Raw genomic sequence first — 17,170 nt, 5'->3', positions numbered from 1 at the left:
TGATCGGTGAAATCTATCTGCCGGTCGATCGGCTGGTCGCTTACTACGGTAGGGAATTGTCCGGAGCGCACCTGCCGTTTAATTTCGCGCTGTTGTCGGCACCCTGGAACGCGCGCGCAATTGCGAAACTGATCGACGACTATGAGAGCGCGTTGCCGACGGCTGCGTGGCCCAACTGGGTCTTGGGCAATCACGACCGTCCGCGCGTCGCAAGCCGGGTGGGGCAGCCCCAAGCGCGGGTCGCTGCGATGCTGTTGCTGACGTTGCGGGGAACGCCGACGCTGTACTATGGCGACGAAATCAGCATGCCACAGGTCGCTATTGCGCCAGATCAGGTACGCGATCCCTATGAGAAAAACGTCCCGGGGATCGGCGTCGGACGCGACGGTTGCCGCACGCCCATGCAATGGAATGCCGAGGCTCATGGTGGGTTCACCACCGGCGAGCCCTGGTTACCCTTGGGGAACGACTACGTCCACGAGAATGTGGTGAATCTCTCCACGGGAACCCGCTCCGTCCTCGGCAGGTCAGAGAAAAAGCCTCTAAGCTTCCACCGGTAAAGAGAAAGACGACTTGCTCAAGCCCGGCTGGCCGATATGGCGTCCCGTCTGAACGATTGAGCCAACTCCGACTCGCAGCCGCCAAAGTAAGACCGCCGGTACTCTCCCGCGTTTTGACCCCTCATGTCCTAATTTGCCGTTCGTTAATTTTTCCGAAAGCGGTCTGTATTGACCAGCATGTCGGGACGTGGGGATGAATACTGTTCCCCATCACCGCCCTTCAACGGCGTCTACCGGTGACTGAGAGCGTTGTGCTCCCGCCCGATGTGAGGGACCACATCATGGGTGTTCTTTACAGGCTGCCAAGTCCGAAGTGCAAAACCATCACGATGCTGCCACGGATCACTCCCGCACGGATTACTCCCGGCTCGTCCGGTTTTGCCATCCAAACCTTCGCTTACGATCATGTTCATCGGCGCGCGGTCAAGCTTGTCGATCCGATGAAATCTCTGGAAACCGCGGGCTGGCTCTTGGGCGAGCTGCGAGTGCCTACGTAACCGACGACCGACAATTTCGCGCGGGCTCCGCAGAGTTGGGCTCCGTCGATCCAATGACATGATACATTGTTCGGTTGGTGGCTTGGTGCCCGTTTTCGCCAAGGACGCCTTTTACAAAACTCAACCCGGGTTTTTGAATGGGCGCATAATTACAAAGAATGACAATCGGGAGGCCGCGCGATGGAAGAGGTAGAGAAGCGTGTCATCGGCAAGGTTATGTGGCGGCTTATTCCGTTCCTGATTGTGTGCTATTTCGTGGCCTATCTCGATCGCGTCAATGTCGGCTTTGCCACGTTGCACATGAACCAGGCGCTTGGTTTAAGTGAAGCAGCCTTCGGACTAGGCGCCGGCTTGTTCTTCGTCGGATATTTCCTGTTTGAAGTACCCTCCAACATCTTTCTGGAAAAAGTTGGCGCGCGGGTTTGGATCGCACGCATCATGATTACCTGGGGGATCGTCTCGGCGGCTTTCGCATTCATTCCATCGATATCGGCAGTGACTGGAATTCCGACGACGGGCGTTTTCTATTCTCTCCGTTTGCTGCTCGGCGCCTGCGAGGCGGGCTTCTTTCCGGGCATCATCTTCTATCTGACCTTGTGGTTCCCGACCGTTTACCGCGCTCGGGTCATCAGCCTGTTCATGTTGGCGATCCCGATTTCATCCATCATCGGATCACCAATCTCCGGGATGCTGCTCGGCCTGACAGGTGGGGGGTTGGAAGGCTGGCAGTGGCTATTCATTCTCGAGGCGTTGCCGTCGGTTCTGGTTGGCATTGGCGTCCTGTTCTACCTGACCAATTTCCCGCACCAGGCCCGCTGGCTGCAACGAGATGAGATTGCGTGGCTGGAGAAAGTGCAGGCCACCGAGAAGCGAAACAAGGAGAAAGTCGAACATCTGTCCTTGGGGCAGGCGCTCACCGATCCTCGCATCTTGTTGTGCGCTCTGGTGTATTTCTGTCTGAATGCGGCAAGTTACGGCGTGGCGTTCTTCCTACCGACCATCATCAAGGGTTTTGGCGTCAGCGACACCCAGACAGGATTGCTCGCGGCGCTGCCCTTTGTTTTCGGGGCCATGGGCATGGTGCTGCTCGGCCGTCATTCCGATCGGACCATGGAACGGAAGGGTCACGTCGCTGCGGCGCTATTAATGACCGCGGTTGGGATCGGATTGGCAGGTTTCGTTTCCAACCCAATCATCGTCATGGCGTTGCTTTGTTTTGCACAGATCGGCGTCTCCGCGGTACCCCCAATGTTTTGGCCGCTGCCGGCAAGTTTCCTGACGGGAGCATCGGCCGCCGCCGGCATCGCCGCGATCAACTCGCTCGGAAATCTTTCTGGTTTTGCTGGTCCGTACGCGATGGGTTATCTGAAGGATTTGACCGGCAACTTTACCGCGGGCCTTCTATCGCTGGCGGGTTGCGCGCTGGCGGGTGCGATCGTTGTCGTGCTGCTGCGGATCGATGCAAGGCGCGAGCAATTGTCTGGTGAAATCGCGATGGCGCACTAGCGGTGTCGGCGAACTCCGTCTGCGATATTCCTTACCTTGACGTGCGCTGTTGGCACGTTTGCGACATCCCGACTGCATCGAGCGATGTCTGCTTTCGAGAGTAACCCAACCCGGAAGACATGTGCTCGCAGTTGGTCGGGCACAACCGCTATTAGCGGCGCTGTTCTCTTTTGCTCATGTCCCAATTTAAATTCAGGGAGGTCAATTTTATACAGACCGCCCCCAGAACTTCCGCTTAGCCTGACGCGTTGTTATTACCTATCTCGTATTTGCGATCGGCCCGGCGCGAGCGCCGGGCTTTTCGTTGGTGTGCCGAGCATGTTCGACAGCTTGGAGGTGGAAGTCCTCTACCCAGCCTGATAGCGGCGAAGGGCTAGCGAAGCGCAAGGGCATCATCGCGAGGTGAGGTCTGAAGGAAGCGTGGAGCAAACCGGCGGCCCGATGGACAAGAACCGGACAACGAGGCCTACCCAGCCGGACGGGCGAACCAACGATCACAAAGTCCACAGTCATCAAGGGCTGGGGTGGTAAAAATCCGGCGGGCGTGCAGGGAAGGCGGTCGAACTTGCCTCGGGAGATCTCCGGCGTGTCCGGGAGACCGGACTGAGCGGGTCGCAAGGTTCGTGATCGCAACGGAGAAGTCAGCAGATGGCGTCATAGACGAAATGAGTTTCGCTGAAGGCTTGAATGCCGGAAAGATGCTTGGGTGTGGGACTCTTGCGCCGGCCGTGGCGGCTGAATATCCAGGTCACTGGTTTTCGGAGCGGCGGAAAAGGTGAAGCCCGGACGGCGCTGCCCGACGGAGCCGAAGCCAGCACGACGAAGCCCACTATCAGAGCCTCTGGCGCGGACGCAAAACAAACCGTTCGCGCTCAATCTAGCGAACCGCCGTATACGGACCCGTGTGTACGGTGGTGTGGGAGGGGAGGACTCCGCCTATCCCGATTGCTTGTCCTAATTTGTGAGCATTGGGTGTCCTAGACAGTACCCGAGCCGGCGTTGTGTCGACCACGTGCTTGGCATTCCCGGTCTATTTTCGACCCTGCGACTGCGGCGGTGCGCCGACGTGATGACGATTCATGGCAGTCCGGGCTGCGTCCCCGGTCTTTGTGCGCTGTCGCAGCCGATTTTGCGATCGCGTGGCAACGGGTCTTGTCCCGGAGAGGGAATCCCTGCTTCCTTGTCGTTCCGTTGCACTGGAACGCGCAAATGCCTGCAACAAAAGTTCTCTGGACCCAGATCGTGGTCGTGCTCACGGTGGCGCTCGCAGCCATCTGGGGCGCGACGCAATGGACCGCTTGGCGGTTGGGCTACCAGCCGCAGCTCGGCCAGCCCTGGGGGCACATCGGCGGAATTTCGCTGTATCCGCCCCCGGCTTTCTTTGCCTGGTGGTTCTCCTACGACGCCTACGCTCCGAGCATCTTCGTCGAAGGCGCCGTCATTGCCGCTTCCGGAGGGGTGATTGCCGTCGCCGTTGCCTTCGCGATGTCCGTCTGGCGGGCCCGGGAGGCTAGGGTGGCGCAGACCTTTGGCTCGGCCCGCTGGGCCACCAAACAAGAAATTCGCGCGGCGGGCCTGCTGGGCAAGGACGGGGTCGTGCTCGGTCGATTCCATCGGCAGTATCTGCGACACGATGGTCCCGAGCACGTGCTGTGTTTCGCGCCGACGCGGAGCGGCAAGGGCGTTGGCCTCGTCGTGCCGACCTTGTTGACCTGGCCGGCAAGCTGCATCATCCATGACATCAAGGGCGAGAATTGGCATCTCACCGCTGGCTGGCGCGCACGCTTCGGCCGCGTGTTGTTGTTCGACCCGACCAACCCGGGCTCGTCTGCGTACAATCCGCTCCTCGAGGTGCGCCGCGGCGACCGCGAGATCCGCGATGTCCAGAATGTTGCCGACATCCTGGTCGATCCGGAAGGCGCGCTGGAGCGGCGCAATCACTGGGAAAAGACCAGCCACTCGCTGCTGGTCGGCGCCATCCTCCACGTGCTCTACGCGGAGCCCGACAAGACCCTGGCGGGCGTTGCCAATTTCCTGTCGGATCCGAAGCGCCCGATCGAGACCACACTCCGTGCCATGCTGACGACGCTGCATCTCGGCGATCACCCGCATCCTGTGGTCGCATCCGCGGCCCGTGAACTTCTCAATAAGAGCGAGAACGAGCGTTCCGGCGTTCTGTCGACCGCGATGTCGTTCCTCGGCCTCTACCGCGATCCCGTCGTCGGCAAGGTGACCAGCCGTTGCGACTGGCGGATTGCGGACCTGGTCGAAGCCGAGCGCCCGCTCACGCTCTACCTCGTCGTGCCGCCGTCGGACATCAGCCGCACCAAGCCGTTGGTCCGTCTTCTTCTCAATCAGATCGGCCGCCGGCTGACCGAAGAGCTTTTTGCAAAGACAAGGCGGCAGCGACTGCTTCTCATGCTCGATGAATTCCCGGCGCTCGGACGGCTCGATTTTTTCGAGTCCGCGCTCGCCTTCATGGCCGGATACGGCCTGAAGAGCTTCCTGATCGCGCAGTCTCTTAATCAGATCGAGAAAGCCTACGGCCAGAACAATTCGATACTCGACAATTGTCACGTACGGGCGGCCTTTGCCACCAACGACGAGCGGACCGCGAAACGGGTCTCCGACGCGCTCGGCATGGCGACCGAACTGCGCGCCATGAAGAACTATGCCGGTCACCGGCTCTCGCCTTGGCTCGGTCATCTCATGGTATCCCGTCAGGAGACTGCTCGCCCACTGCTCACGCCGGGCGAGGTGATGCAATTGCCTCCGTCTGACGAGCTCCTGCTTGTCTCCGGCACCCCTCCGATCAGAGCCCGAAAGGTGCGGTACTTCCAAGACCGTCGCTTGGCCGAGCGCGTGCTCCCGCCGCCGACGCTGGCGTCATTGCATGCAGATATGACTGCGTGCAATCGAACGGTCGCAGATGACTGGACGGCCTTGCCACCGCTATCCCGTATGCCGCCTGAAGCCGCGCCAGCCATGGCAAACGATGCCGCGAACTCCGGAATTCGCCGTGAGCCCGAACTGCCCGAGCACGAGGAGATCGTGCGTGAGGAGGTTCAGCCATTGCCTGAATTCGCCAGGCTCGACGACGAGCCTGACCGCAACGCGGCGCGCGCCGCCGCCATAAGACGCACGCTCGGTAGCATCGCCCGGCAGGCCGCTATGGATCCTGCCGACGGCATGGGATTGTGAGGGGGGCGGCGGGATGCGCACACGCATGAACGTCTATTTCCCGCCGGAGATACTGCGGCAGCTCATCGATCTTGCCGACCGCAAGCATATCTCGCGCTCCTCGATCGTCGAGGCGGCGGTGACGTCGTTTCTTTCGCCGGACGGCGCCGATCGTAGCGAAGCAGCGTTCACCCGAAGGCTCGATCGCCTATCCCGCCAGATCCAACGCCTCGAACGCGATCTTACCATCTCCACGGAGACCCTAGCTCTGTTCGTGCGTTTCTGGCTCACCGTTACGCCGCAGCTTCCGCCCGAAGCACATGCGGCAGCTCAGACGAAAGGCCGCGAACGTTTTCAGAGCTTCGTTGAAGCCCTGGCCCAGCGGCTGCAGCGGGGGAAGTCGTTGCTTCGCGAAATTCCCGAAGATATCAATGGGTCCTTTAGCCAGCGCGCAAACGATGACGAAGACGGTAAACTCTTAGCAACGCCGGGCGATAAGCGCATCTGATGGGGGCACGTTATTCTAGTACCCGGCAATCGAGGGAAATAATATTTCCTGTTCGGCGCATGGAGAGGAGGGTTTATTGCTGGAGCGCAACCTTCTGATCATACTAAAGAATTGTCGTAAATCCCGGGTAAGAAGGAGGTCATCTGCCGTCGCTGACGGCGCATGATCCGCTTCCGGCTGAACGCCGAGGTTCAAGTGAAATTTGACCATGAAGGAACACATTCAAGCCGTTGCCACCCCACCGAGCAGTGTCGGTTTCGACGCGGCACGCGCCGCGTGGTTATGGCGATCGATCATTGCGCCGATGCTCCTGGGTGGCTTGGAGGTCTCCGCTCTTCTCCCCTCTGCGGCGCTAGCCGATGACAGCCTTTCGCAGATGAAGCCGAAGTTTGTCTTCAACATCCCCGCGCAGCCGCTCGTGACGGCACTACCGCTCGGTCGTCGGAGCGTGGCGGTGCGATGTGCAGAATCATGTGTGATCCGTTCCTGATTGTTGCCCTCAACGTGGCGGCTCTCGCTCATTTCTTGCAACCTGCGCTGGTGCGAGCATGCGTCACGCCGGTCTGAGAAGATTTTTGTCACCGACGACCGAGCCGGGCGGCATAAGCACATTTGATGTAGGCGTCCGGCCGTGATCGGGGACATCGAGCTTGTCACCTTGCTCCAGACCCTGATTGCGGCCGGGCAGGGCAGTTTCCACAAGGCCGGCACATTAATCGGGGTGCCGGCATCCACCGTGAGCCGGCGTGTCAAAAGCCTAGAGATCCTGATCGGCATCAAGCTGTTCGAGCGCCATCGCCACGGCATCCGCCCAACGGCGGCCGGCGGCGCCTTTCTGGAGCAGATCGGGCGCATTTTAGACGAGCTCAATATCGCGCTGCTCAATGCCTCGACCAAGGCGCAAGGACAGACCGGCTGGCTCAAGATCGGCGCCTACGTCTCACCGTCGACAGGGCAGTTGCGGGCCGCATTGCGCGAATACAGGCACCGCTTTCCCGACGTGGATGTGCAGTATACCGATGGGGAGCGGCGTCATCTGATAGAGCGGCTTGATGCGGGCGCCATCGATGTCGCCATTGTCGCGGGTCAATTTCGCGCCGGTGTCCGCGACGTCATTCCGCTCTGGCGGGAGAAAGTGTTGGTGGCGGTGCCGGAATCTCATTCGCTCGCCAGCAAGGCGAACGTGACGTGGGACGATCTTCGCAAGGAAAAGATACGTTTAGGTCGGGACCCCGGTCCCGAGCTGAGAGATCATCTGATCTCGAAACTCAACGCCTCCGGGGAGATGCCCTCGATCATCCGCTCCAACGTCAGCCGTGATTTTGCCCTCAGTCTTGTCGGCCTCGAGCCCGAGATCAGTTTGCTATATGAGGCGGACGCTGGCGCCCGGCACCCGGGCGTGGTCTATCGCGAGATCACCGAGGACTGGGGGCCAAGCCTGGTGCGATACTACGCATGTTGGCTGGTTGCTAATGACAACCCGGCACTGCTTCGTTTCCTCGACTTGCTTCGTGAGCAGCAGGAGCCGCATGACCGCTTTGTCGGCGCTCATAGCGGTTAATTGTCCTGGGTTAGTTTTGCTCGGCGCGCCTTCAGAAATGCGCGATCCGTCGCCATGAACCGCATCAGCATCGGTGCGATCAGTTTTACCGACTCGATTTGCTGGCCGGTCTCGGCAGCAAGGACCTCGGCATAGGCCAAGAGGTCGCGGTGCACCGGACCCGGTAGCTCGACCGTCAGCTTGACCGGCTTCTCGTCCACAAGCGGGTTGAGTTTCAACTTGGTCACGACTCCTCCTCCGTCAGCCCTTGTATGGTGCGAATATCAAATCGCGGTTAACCACCACGCGCACTGGAAAACCCGGCCGGATGGTCAAGGTCGGCTGCACGCTGAGCTGCCGGCTCACCAATGTCTGCCCTGTCTGGTTGACGGTGTTTTCGGCACCGGTGCGTAACGCCTGGACCACGGCGTTATTGCTATTGAGCACGAGTTCGCTCCCGATGCCGAGCAGGGTCGAGATCGCCGCCGCCTTGACGAGATTGCCCCAGTGATAGTCGACCTCGTCCTCGAGCCCCGCATAGCCCGCGCTGTCGGCGCCCGGCTGATGCTCCAGCACGATCGACGTGCCGTGCGGCATGATGATGCGCGTCCACACGAGGAGCACGCGGCTCTGCCCGAACGAAATCTGGCTATCGTACTGGCCGACCAGACGAGCCCCCTGGGGGATCAGCAGAAATTTTCCGCTGGGGCTGTCATAGACGTTCTCAGTGACTTGCGCTGTTATTTCGCCGGGCAGGTCTGAGCGAATTCCAGTGATCAGCGCCGCCGGGATCACCGATCCGGCCTGCACGATATAGCGAGACGCTGGCCGCGCCAGCCGCCCCTCGCTCACCGTGCGCTTGTCGGTCTCGGCATTCAGGAACGCAAGTTTCCGATCCTGCATGTTCTGCAGCGAACCCGGATCGATCGGCGGCTTATTGTCGGCCGCTTGCGCAAGTCCCGGCACACCGCTCGCCGCTGGAGGCGGCGCGATTGGCAACGTTTCCTGCCGTACATTCGTGGTCGCGAACACCCGGCTCACCCGCGCGGCCTCATCCTCCTGCGCGACGCGTTGCTCGTCGGCTGACGGGGCGCCGCCTTGGGCGTTGAGGATAGGGCGGCCGAGGTCCCCGGGAAGGGGAGGGCCGAGCTGGGGGATCGGCCGCGGCGCCACCGGCTGCGGCAGGCCGGCATAGTCCTTTGGAAGTTTCTCGAGCTCGTCGGCCGTAGTTTTGTGGTCGGTCGAGTAAAGTTCGGTGCTCTCCTGACGGCGGCCGGGCGATTGCAGCGCGAATACAAGCGCGCCAAGGATTAAGGCTGTGGCCACGGCGCCGAGCGTCGCGAGCACCCGGCGCGACAACCGGGTCACTGGCGGCCGTTCGGGCCGCAGCCGTAGCTCAGCCGCGAGCTGATCATCTCGCGTGACATGGGGTTCGGTTACCACGGCTTCTTCCACCCGTCGCTGCGCACGATCCGGACCTTCTGCTGGTTGTCGCCGCCGAGACGCAGCTCGGCCGCTGCGAACAGGCGATCGACGATGTAGTAGTTCTGCCGCGCGCGATAATTGACGAGCTCGGTGCCGCCATCGCTGCCGATCACGAACAAGGGCGGCATCTCGCCTTGCGCGATGCCATGTGCGAACTCGATATAGACCTTTGAGCCGTCATCGAAGACCTGCGTCGGCCGCCATGGCGGATTGTCGCCCTCGATCGCATAGCGGAACCGCAACTTGCCGATGTCGATGCCGCTGTCGATCGGCGTCGCCGCCTCGGCGGCCTCGGCCTGTCGCCGCAGCGCGATGAGTTGGTCCTGCGGATATTGCCAAGACACCGAGGCCATATAGGTCTTCTCGGTCGAGCGCAGCTCCAGTAGATAAGTGCGTCGGTCGGTGTTGATGACGAGGTTGGTGACGAGATCGGGCCGCGTCGGCTTGGCCAGGATGTGGATGCGTTTGGACGCGCCGGCGCCGCTCTCGGTGTCGCCGATCACCCAGCGCACAGTATCGCCAGCGGCAACCGGTCCCGAGCCGACAAGCTGCTCGCCTTGCTGCAAGGCGATGTCCGTGACCTCGCCCGGCGCCGCATAGACCTGATAGAGGGCGCCGTCGGCAAATGGGTAGACCTGCACCGCATTGAGGTAGCCATGCCGCGTCGGCTGCACCCGCGCGGCATCGTTGGCTTTGGCGACGCGCTCCTTCGGATCCTTCGCTTCCGGCGCGGCGCTCGATTTGCCGGGCATCGGCTTGAGCTGACCGGGAAGGGGCAGCAGCTTCGGCACCTCTACCACCTCAATCGGCTTCGGCGGATCGGCCTCCAAGACGGCCGGCTCGAGTTCGTCGTAGCTGATCTGCGGCGGCTTCCACGCGTTGGCGGTACAGCCGGCGAGGGAGAGGGCACAGAGAATAACGTGTGGTAGCCGCATCAGCCGAGCTCCTTCGACCAGTTGATGGCATGGACGAACACCCCGAGCGGATTCTTGCGCAGCCGGTCGGCGTCGTGCGGGGTCTCGATGGCGACAGTGACGATCGCGGTCCACCGTTCGGTCGCCGCGAGCGCATCGTTCTCGTAGCGGCGTTCTACCCAGGCGATCCGGAACGAATCCGGCGAGGCGCGGATTACGCTGGACACGTCGACCGCGACCTGGGCCTTGCCGATCTTCGCGAACGGATCGCCATTCCGGGCATAATCGTTCAGCGCCAGCGCGCCGCGGTCGGTGACAAAGTCATAGGCCTTGAGCCAGTTCTGCCGCAGGATAATGGGATCGACGCCAACCGAGCGCACCTGCTCGATGAATTGCGCCAGGTACCAGGCGATCTGCGCGTCCGTAGGCCGATAATCGGCGTTCGCCGGTGCCACCACTTGTGCTTCGCCGAGCTTATCGACCTGCACCACCCACGGCACGATCGTGCCGCGCGTCGCCTGCCACACTAGGGCTCCGGCCAATCCCGCAGCGAGGGTGAGATTGCCGAACGCGATCAGCCGCCAGTTGCGCGCCTGCACCCGCGCCGATCCGATGCGTTCGTCCCAGACCTGCGCAGCCTTCTGGTACGGCGTCTCGGGGGCGGGTGTCCTACCGTAGCGGACGCTCGGCCGGCGGAACGGATTCATCGGCGATCCTCCTGATCGAGGGACACGGAATTCGCGCCGGCCTGGCCCTCGGAGCGGATGACATGGAGCGCCGCCCGACTGGCGTGGCGCGCGCCGCGCTGCAGCCGCTGCGCCCAGGCAGGAGGACCTGATGGCGACATCGAATTCGAAGCCGCCGCCGTGGCGGGCACTGCGGCAGAACCAGAAAGCCGCGATGCGCCTCGCGCCGCGGCCCCGAGGCCCGAGCCCGCTGCGCCGATGGCAGCACCCGCGCCAAGCGCCGCCGCAGCCCCGAGCCCGCCGGCGGTGAGCGCCGTGCCGACGGCGGCGCCGGCGCCTAGCTGCGGTGCGCCGGAGACAAGACCGGTCGCGATTCCCGGGCCGAAGACGCCGAGACCGAATAGCGACAGCGCGCCGAGCATGATCGAGAGCGCATCCTCGATCGTCGGCTGGTTGCTACCGAACCCTTGCGTGAACTGGCTGAAAAGCGTCGAGCCGATCCCCACGATGACGGCGAGAACGAGGATCTTCACGCCGGAGGCGACGACGTTGCCGAGCACCTTCTCGGCCAGGAACGCGGTTTTGTTGAACAGCGCGAACGGGATCAGCACGAAGCCCGCCAGCGTGGTCAATTTGAATTCGAGCAGGACGATGAAGAGCTGAATCGCCAACACGAAAAAGGAGAGAACCACCACCACCCAGGCGACCAGCAGGACGAAGATCGGGATGGCGTTCGTGACGATCGAGACATAGCCCGTCAGGCTGGAGGCGGCGGCCAGGATCGGTTTTCCCGCATCGATGCCGACCTGTGCCAGCTTGCCCGGCTGCAGGAGCGTCTGCGCCGACAGTGTGGAGCCGGCCGCCTCCAGCCCGAGCCCGGAAAAGCTCTGATAGACGATTTTGCACAGGCTGTTGAAGTTGCCGATCACGAAGGCGAAGAAACCCACATAAAGGGTCTTCTTGATCAGCCGCGCGAGGATGTCATCCTCGCCGGCCATCGCCCAGAACAGACCGGCGAGCGTCATGTCGATCGCGATCAGCGTCGTGCTCAGCCAGCGGACGTCGCCGCCGACCAAACCGAAGCCAGAATCAATATATTGCGTGAAGACATTCAGAAACTGGTCGATGACGCCGGTATTGTTCATCGCTCACTTCTCCGGTGGCACAGGCAGGATCCGGCGGCGCGCCTCCGCCCAGGCGTTCTGGCAATCGGCGTCGGCGGATGCGTTGACGCCGAGCGCGGCGCAGCGGGTCAACCGCGCATCGAGGGCCGCGCCGTCGTCGGGCGAGACCGGGGGACGGCTGCTCCAGCTCGAAAGCGGAATGGTGCAGCCGCTCAGCGCAGCGGCGAGCAACAGACTTGAAATCGCAGCACACTGACGCATGCTCGCCATCCTCAATGGAACATCTGCGCGGTCTGGGGCTGATAGCCTTGGCCGTTGTTGAGGAAGCGGCTGGTCTGCTCGCGCGCCTGGTCCTCGGCGGCGGCCTTGCGCGCCAGCTCCAGCGCCGCCGCACGGCTTTGCGCGGCAAGCAGCGCGGTCAGGTCCGACAATTGTCGCGACTGGACGCCGAGCAACTGGTTACCGGCCTGTGTCGCCTGCAATTGGCCGACGGCCGACTGGCTCGCGCTGACAAGCGTTCCGGTCTGCGTCTGCGTGGCGGAGAGGTTGTTGACGGTGGTGGCGCCGACGCTGAGCGAATGCTGGAAGGCGTTGATCGAGGTCTGCCAGCGCCCTTGGGCAAGCGCAATGAGCTGTTGATCGCTCTGCGACGCATTGAAATGCTGGTAGCTCGCGAACGCCTGGCCGATCGCCTGCACGTCGTAGGCGATGCGGTCGACATTCCGCAGGATGTTCTGCGTCTGCGTGAACGTCTGGTCAATGGCGCTGACGAGCGAGGTCGGCAGGCTCACCAGATGCTTCGCCTGGTTCAGCAACATCTGGGTCTGGTTTTGCAGCGCGGTCAACTGGTTGTTGATCTGCTTTAACGTATTGGCTGCGGTCTGAAGGTTCTGCGCATAGTTGGCGGGATCGAAGACCTGGATCTGGGCCGAGCTCGGACCCACCGTCAGGAGAAGGGCGATCGACAGAATCGCCACGATCGAGCGGATACGGATCATAGGGAAGCCTCCGGGGCGAGAGTGGGAAGGAGTTCGGCGGCCCAGGCGATGTCCTTGCGGGCGAGCCAGGCTGCGGCGAACCCGTCCGCGCCATGGGCGGCCAGGAGATCCGCGATGGCGGCCTGATCGGTTTTGGATGAGGCGGCAGTGAAGGCGAGCGCTGCCTCGCCGAGGCCGAGCTCGAACAGCCGGTTGCCGCGCCGCGACTGGCAGTAATAGTCGCGCTTCGGCGTCGCGCGCGCGATGATCTCGATCTGGCGATCGTTGAGGCCAAACTGGCGATAGACCGCCGTGATCTGCGGCTCGATCGCGCGTTCGTTAGGCAGGAACAGCCGCGTCGGACAGCTCTCGATCAGCGCAGCGGCAATCGCGCTGCCTGCGACATCCGCAAGCGACTGGGTCGCGAACACCACGGAGGCGTTCTTCTTACGCAGGGTTTTCAGCCACTCGCGCAACTGCTCGGCAAAGCCGGTATCGTCCAACGCCAGCCAGCCCTCGTCGATGATGAGCAGCGTCGGCGCGCCGGAGAGCCGCCCTTCGATGCGGTGGAATAGATAGGACAGGACCGCCGGCGCCGCGGCGCTCCCGATCAGGCCTTCGGTCTCGAACGCCTGCACGTCGGCCTCGCCCAACCGCTCGGCCTCGGCGTCAAGCAGCCGGCCGAACGGACCGCCGAGGCAATAGGGCCGCAACGCCTGCTTCAGCGTGCTCGATTGCAGCAATACGGCGAGTCCCGTCAGCGTGCGTTCGCCGGATGGGGCCGAGGCAAGCGAGGTCAGCGCTGTCCACAAATGCTCCTTCGCGTCCGGCGTGACGGTGAGCCCCTCACGGGCCAGGATTGCCGCCACCCATTCCGCGGCCCAGGCGCGCTCCGCTGCCTCATCGATCGCAGCGAGCGGCTGCAAGGCGACGGCGTTCGAGATGTCGTCGGACAGCGCGCCGCCGAGATCATGCCAATCTCCACCCATGGCGATGGCCGCGGCGCGGATGCTGCCGCCGAAATCGAAGGCGAACACCTGAGACCCTGCATAGCGGCGGAACTGCAGCGCCATCAGCGCCAGCAGCACCGACTTGCCGGCACCGGTCGGCCCGATGATCAACGTGTGGCCGACGTCTCCGACATGAAGCGAGAACCGGAACGGGGTCGAGCCTTCGGTCTTGGCGACAAACAAGGGGGGTGCACCGAGGTGCTCGTCCCGTTCCGGCCCCGCCCACACCGCGGACAGCGGAATCATGTGGGCGAGATTGAGCGTCGAGATCGGCGGCTGCCGGACATTCGCGTAAGTCTGGCCGGGCAGGGAGCCGAGCCAGGCCTCGATCGCGTTGACGGTCTCGACGATGCAGGTGAAGTCGCGGCCCTGGATGACCTTTTCCACGAGCCGCACCTTCTCGTCGGCGGTGCGCGGATCGGCGTCCCAGACCGTGAGCGTCGCTGTGACATAGGCCTCGCCGATCGTGTCGCTGCCGAGTTCCTGCAGGGCCGCGTCGGCATCGAGCGCCTTGTTCGCCGCATCGGTGTCCAGAAGTGTCGTGGCTTCATTGGTCATGACCTCCTTGAGGATCGACGCCACTGACTTGCGCTTGGCGAACCATTGCCGCCGGATCTTCGTCAGCAGCCTGGTGGCGTCCGTCTTGTCCAGCATGATCGCCCGCGTCGCCCACCGGTAAGGGAAGGCGAGCTGGTTGAGCTCGTCGAGCACGCCGGGAAACGTCGCGGTCGGAAATCCGATCACCGAAAGCGTGCGCAGATGCTGGCTGCCGAGCCGTGGCTCGAGCCCGCCGGCGAGCGGCTCGTCGACCAGCAGTGCGTCGAGGTGCATCGGCACTTCCGGCACGCGCACGCGGTGGCGCTTGGTCGAGATGCAGGAATGCAGGTAGGTCAGCGTCTCCCGGTCATCGAGCCAGGCGGCATCGGGCACAAAACCCTCGACGAGCTGCAGCACACGCGAGGTGCGGTCGATGAAACCGCGCAACACCTCGCGGCCGTCGACGCCGCCCTTGGCGCGGCCTTCGTACAGCCACGCTTCGGCGCGAGCGGCGTCTTCCGCCGGCGGTAGCCAGCACAGTGTAAGGTAGTACGCACTTTCGAAATGCGCGCCTTCCTCCTCGAACTGCGCCTTGCGCTCAGCATCGACCAGGGCCGAGACGGCATCGGGAAAGCGGTTTTCGGGATAGCGGTTGGCGGTATCGCGCTGCGCCTCGACGAAGATGGCCCAGCCTGAGCCCAATCGTCGAAGCGCATTGTTGAGCCGCGCCGTGGTGCCGACCAACTCGGCCGGTGTTGCGGAATCGAGATCAGGCCCGCGAAAGCGCGCCGTCCTTTGAAAGCTGCCGTCCTTGTTGAGCACGACGCCTTTGGCGACCAGCGCCGCCCAGGGCAGATAGTCGGCGAGCCGAGCAGGGCGCTTGCGGTATTCGGCGAGATTCATCATCGCTTGCCTCCTCACGATCCGAGATGGGCGGGGTAGTGGAGGTGACGGCGAACCACGTCGACGAACTGTGCGTCACGCTTGGCGGCCCAGACCGCGGCGGCATGGCCAACCGCCCACAACAGCAGACCCGGGATCCACAGCCGCAGGCCGAGCGCGATCGCAGCCGCAAGCGTTCCGTTGGCGATGGCGACGGTGCGCGGCGCGCCACCAAGCAGGATCGGGTCGCTCAGCGACCGGTGCACCGGCGCATGAAATCCCGCGATAGTTTCAAGGTTGTCGCTCATCCGATCACCGCGCCGCCGCCGAAGGAAAAGAAGCTCAGGAAGAACGAGCTAGCCGCGAATGCGATTGAAAGCCCGAACACGATCTGGATCAGGCGCCGGAAGCCTCCTGACGTGTCGCCGAAGGCGAGTGACAGGCCGGTGGTGATGATGATGATCACCGCGATAATCTTCGACACCGGCCCCTGCACGGAATCTAGGATCTGCTGTAGCGGTTGCTCCCACGGCATGTTGGAGCCGGCGGCATGAGCGGGTGCCGTGGCGAAGCTAGCGATGGCGAAAATCAACGGTCGGAAAGCACGTCGGATCATGAATGGTCTCCTAGCTGCGTAGCTTCGGGATGAGCGGGGCCGAGGACGTAGTCGCCGTTGGGTCCGAGCTCGCGAACGGTCGCCAGTTCAGCGACACGGCGTTCGGAGCCACGGCCGGCGAGCACGACGATGACGTTGATGGTTTCTGCGATGAGCGGGCGTGGAACGGTGATGACCGCTTCCTGGATCAGTTGCTCCAGCCGCCGCAGCGCGCCGAGCGCGGAGCCGGCATGGATGGTGCCGATTCCGCCGGGATGGCCGGTCCCCCAGGCTTTCAAGAGTTCTAACGCTTCGGCCCCGCGCACTTCGCCGACCGGAATCCGGTCCGGCCTCAGCCGCAAGGACGAGCGCACCAGGTCCGACAGCGAGGCCACGCCGTCTTTGGTTCGGAGCGCGACCAGGTTCGGCGCGGCGCATTGCAGCTCGCGTGTGTCCTCGATGAGTACCACGCGGTCGGAGGTCTTGGCGACTTCGGCGAGCAGAGCATTGACCAGCGTGGTCTTGCCGCTCGATGTGCCGCCCGCGACCAGCACGTTGCGGCGCCTTTCGACGGCAAGACGCAGCATCTCGGCCTGGCCGCGCTGCATAATGCCCGAGGCGACGTAATCATCGAGCGTGAACACGGCGATCGCCGGCTTTCGGATTGCAAAGGCTGGAGCGGCGACGACCGGTGGGATCAGACCTTCGAAGCGTTCACCGGTCTCCGGCAGCTCGGCCGATACGCGCGGCGCGGCTGGATGCACTTCGGCACCGACTTGGTGCGCGACCAGCCGGACAATGCGCTCGCCGTCGGCCGGCGACAGCCGCTCGCCGGTGTCCTCGAGCCCACCCTTCAGACGATCGATCCAAAGTCGGCCATCCGGGTTGAGCATCACCTCGACGACGGAGGCGTCCTGGAGGAAGGACGCGATGGCAGGACCGAGTGCCGTGCGCAACATGCGTGCGCCGCGCGAAGCGGTCTCGTTGTGGCGCTCGGTCCCAACCATTACCGTCCCCCAAGATGTCCGGCGCGATCTCGCCGAACGTCGGGGACGGATAGAAAAGGCATGATCGCAAGCGCCGCAACAAGGGACTTGAGCCAGGCGAAGAACCGCGCAGAGAAACTTGCGATCGGCGAGATCGCGCCGCCGTGCTCGCGACGTTCACTG

Annotated in this window: 18 protein-coding genes and 1 pseudogene; 8 read left to right on the top strand and 11 right to left on the bottom strand. The window is 63.2% G+C overall.

Annotation, left to right across the window (positions count from 1 at the left end; translation table 11 throughout):
* From VKR55_RS32530 to VKR55_RS32495, 8 genes and pseudogenes are all read left to right on the top strand, one after another.
* Window positions 1-560, top strand: a 560-nt coding sequence (locus tag VKR55_RS32530; RefSeq protein ID WP_324409503.1) for an alpha-amylase family glycosyl hydrolase, incomplete at its 5' end; no start/stop codon positions are given.
* 281 nt (window positions 561-841) lie between these two features.
* Window positions 842-1,057, top strand: a complete 216-nt coding sequence (locus VKR55_RS32525) for a hypothetical protein (RefSeq protein WP_324409502.1) — start codon at window positions 842-844, stop codon at window positions 1,055-1,057.
* Window positions 1,058-1,237: 180 nt separating this feature from the next.
* Complete coding sequence (locus VKR55_RS32520) at window positions 1,238-2,563, top strand: MFS transporter (RefSeq protein WP_324409501.1); 1,326 nt, start codon at window positions 1,238-1,240, stop codon at window positions 2,561-2,563.
* Window positions 2,564-3,566: 1,003 nt separating this feature from the next.
* Window positions 3,567-3,662, top strand: a pseudogene (locus VKR55_RS32515) (ribonuclease Z); the annotation flags it as partial.
* A 110-nt stretch (window positions 3,663-3,772) separates the two neighbouring features.
* Window positions 3,773-5,764: a conjugal transfer protein TraG gene (locus tag VKR55_RS32510; RefSeq protein WP_324409500.1), complete on the top strand. Its 1,992-nt coding sequence runs from the start codon at window positions 3,773-3,775 to the stop codon at window positions 5,762-5,764.
* A 13-nt stretch (window positions 5,765-5,777) separates the two neighbouring features.
* Entirely contained in the window at window positions 5,778-6,251 is a 474-nt protein-coding gene (locus VKR55_RS32505; RefSeq protein ID WP_324409499.1) for a CopG family transcriptional regulator, read from the top strand.
* A 208-nt stretch (window positions 6,252-6,459) separates the two neighbouring features.
* Window positions 6,460-6,741 carry a hypothetical protein gene (locus VKR55_RS32500; protein WP_324409498.1) on the top strand — a complete coding sequence of 94 codons (282 nt, stop codon included), beginning with the start codon at window positions 6,460-6,462 and terminating at the stop codon, window positions 6,739-6,741.
* Window positions 6,742-6,882: 141 nt separating this feature from the next.
* Complete coding sequence (locus tag VKR55_RS32495) at window positions 6,883-7,812, top strand: LysR family transcriptional regulator (RefSeq protein WP_324409497.1); 930 nt, start codon at window positions 6,883-6,885, stop codon at window positions 7,810-7,812.
* Here VKR55_RS32495 and VKR55_RS32490 read toward each other — a convergent pair.
* Genes VKR55_RS32490 through trbB form a run of 11 tightly spaced genes read right to left on the bottom strand, consistent with a single transcriptional unit; the run spans window position 7,809 to window position 17,008 of the window.
* Window positions 7,809-8,039: a DUF2274 domain-containing protein gene (locus VKR55_RS32490; RefSeq protein ID WP_324409496.1), complete on the bottom strand. Its 231-nt coding sequence runs from the start codon at window positions 8,037-8,039 to the stop codon at window positions 7,809-7,811. The two genes, VKR55_RS32495 and VKR55_RS32490, sit on opposite strands and share 4 nt — an antisense overlap.
* Before the next feature lie 13 nt (window positions 8,040-8,052).
* On the bottom strand, window positions 8,053-9,246 hold the full coding sequence (locus VKR55_RS32485) for a TraB/TrbI/VirB10 family type IV secretion system protein (protein ID WP_324409495.1): 1,194 nt from the start codon (window positions 9,244-9,246) through the stop codon (window positions 8,053-8,055).
* Window positions 9,228-10,211: a P-type conjugative transfer protein TrbG gene (gene trbG, locus VKR55_RS32480; RefSeq protein ID WP_324409494.1), complete on the bottom strand. Its 984-nt coding sequence runs from the start codon at window positions 10,209-10,211 to the stop codon at window positions 9,228-9,230. Before trbG ends, VKR55_RS32485 begins: the two co-directional genes overlap by 19 nt.
* A complete protein-coding gene (gene trbF / locus VKR55_RS32475) occupies window positions 10,211-10,897 on the bottom strand; it encodes a conjugal transfer protein TrbF (RefSeq protein ID WP_324409493.1) in 687 nt (228 codons plus the stop codon). Before trbF ends, trbG begins: the two co-directional genes overlap by 1 nt.
* Complete coding sequence (trbL, locus tag VKR55_RS32470; protein WP_324409492.1) at window positions 10,894-12,021, bottom strand: P-type conjugative transfer protein TrbL; 1,128 nt, start codon at window positions 12,019-12,021, stop codon at window positions 10,894-10,896. Before trbL ends, trbF begins: the two co-directional genes overlap by 4 nt.
* Window positions 12,022-12,024: 3 nt before the next feature.
* A complete protein-coding gene (trbK-alt, locus tag VKR55_RS32465; RefSeq protein WP_324409491.1) occupies window positions 12,025-12,261 on the bottom strand; it encodes a putative entry exclusion protein TrbK-alt in 237 nt (78 codons plus the stop codon).
* Between the two features lie 11 nt (window positions 12,262-12,272).
* On the bottom strand, window positions 12,273-12,998 hold the full coding sequence (trbJ, locus tag VKR55_RS32460; protein ID WP_324409490.1) for a P-type conjugative transfer protein TrbJ: 726 nt from the start codon (window positions 12,996-12,998) through the stop codon (window positions 12,273-12,275).
* Window positions 12,995-15,430 carry a conjugal transfer protein TrbE gene (gene trbE / locus VKR55_RS32455; protein WP_324409489.1) on the bottom strand — a complete coding sequence of 812 codons (2,436 nt, stop codon included), beginning with the start codon at window positions 15,428-15,430 and terminating at the stop codon, window positions 12,995-12,997. Before trbE ends, trbJ begins: the two co-directional genes overlap by 4 nt.
* A gap of 11 nt (window positions 15,431-15,441) precedes the next feature.
* Window positions 15,442-15,714, bottom strand: a complete 273-nt coding sequence (locus tag VKR55_RS32450; RefSeq protein ID WP_324409488.1) for a VirB3 family type IV secretion system protein — start codon at window positions 15,712-15,714, stop codon at window positions 15,442-15,444.
* Complete coding sequence (locus VKR55_RS32445) at window positions 15,711-16,022, bottom strand: TrbC/VirB2 family type IV secretion system protein (RefSeq protein ID WP_324409487.1); 312 nt, start codon at window positions 16,020-16,022, stop codon at window positions 15,711-15,713. Before VKR55_RS32445 ends, VKR55_RS32450 begins: the two co-directional genes overlap by 4 nt.
* Window positions 16,019-17,008: a P-type conjugative transfer ATPase TrbB gene (gene trbB, locus VKR55_RS32440; protein WP_324409486.1), complete on the bottom strand. Its 990-nt coding sequence runs from the start codon at window positions 17,006-17,008 to the stop codon at window positions 16,019-16,021. The genes VKR55_RS32445 and trbB overlap by 4 nt, the downstream gene beginning before the upstream one ends.
* Window positions 17,009-17,170 lie beyond the last annotated feature (162 nt).

Source organism: Bradyrhizobium sp. (genome assembly GCF_035309285.1).
GTDB lineage: Bacteria > Pseudomonadota > Alphaproteobacteria > Rhizobiales > Xanthobacteraceae > Bradyrhizobium.
The sequence above is the reverse complement of the archived record's forward strand: the minus strand, read 5'-3'. Positions and strand labels throughout refer to the sequence as shown.

What these genes read in the sequence shown, in the direction of transcription:
- trbL (WP_324409492.1), bottom strand. Translation starts at nt 12,021, where the DNA reads ATGAACAATACCGGCGTCATCGACCAGTTTCTGAATGTCTTCACGCAA.
- trbE (WP_324409489.1), bottom strand. Translation starts at nt 15,430, where the DNA reads ATGATGAATCTCGCCGAATACCGCAAGCGCCCTGCTCGGCTCGCCGAC.
- trbG (WP_324409494.1), bottom strand. Translation starts at nt 10,211, where the DNA reads ATGCGGCTACCACACGTTATTCTCTGTGCCCTCTCCCTCGCCGGCTGT.
- trbJ (WP_324409490.1), bottom strand. Translation starts at nt 12,998, where the DNA reads ATGATCCGTATCCGCTCGATCGTGGCGATTCTGTCGATCGCCCTTCTC.
- trbB (WP_324409486.1), bottom strand. Translation starts at nt 17,008, where the DNA reads ATGGTTGGGACCGAGCGCCACAACGAGACCGCTTCGCGCGGCGCACGC.
- VKR55_RS32525 (WP_324409502.1), top strand. Translation starts at nt 842, where the DNA reads ATGGGTGTTCTTTACAGGCTGCCAAGTCCGAAGTGCAAAACCATCACG.
- VKR55_RS32445 (WP_324409487.1), bottom strand. Translation starts at nt 16,022, where the DNA reads ATGATCCGACGTGCTTTCCGACCGTTGATTTTCGCCATCGCTAGCTTC.
- trbK-alt (WP_324409491.1), bottom strand. Translation starts at nt 12,261, where the DNA reads ATGCGTCAGTGTGCTGCGATTTCAAGTCTGTTGCTCGCCGCTGCGCTG.
- VKR55_RS32505 (WP_324409499.1), top strand. Translation starts at nt 5,778, where the DNA reads ATGCGCACACGCATGAACGTCTATTTCCCGCCGGAGATACTGCGGCAG.
- VKR55_RS32500 (WP_324409498.1), top strand. Translation starts at nt 6,460, where the DNA reads ATGAAGGAACACATTCAAGCCGTTGCCACCCCACCGAGCAGTGTCGGT.
- VKR55_RS32450 (WP_324409488.1), bottom strand. Translation starts at nt 15,714, where the DNA reads ATGAGCGACAACCTTGAAACTATCGCGGGATTTCATGCGCCGGTGCAC.
- VKR55_RS32510 (WP_324409500.1), top strand. Translation starts at nt 3,773, where the DNA reads ATGCCTGCAACAAAAGTTCTCTGGACCCAGATCGTGGTCGTGCTCACG.
- VKR55_RS32520 (WP_324409501.1), top strand. Translation starts at nt 1,238, where the DNA reads ATGGAAGAGGTAGAGAAGCGTGTCATCGGCAAGGTTATGTGGCGGCTT.
- trbF (WP_324409493.1), bottom strand. Translation starts at nt 10,897, where the DNA reads ATGAATCCGTTCCGCCGGCCGAGCGTCCGCTACGGTAGGACACCCGCC.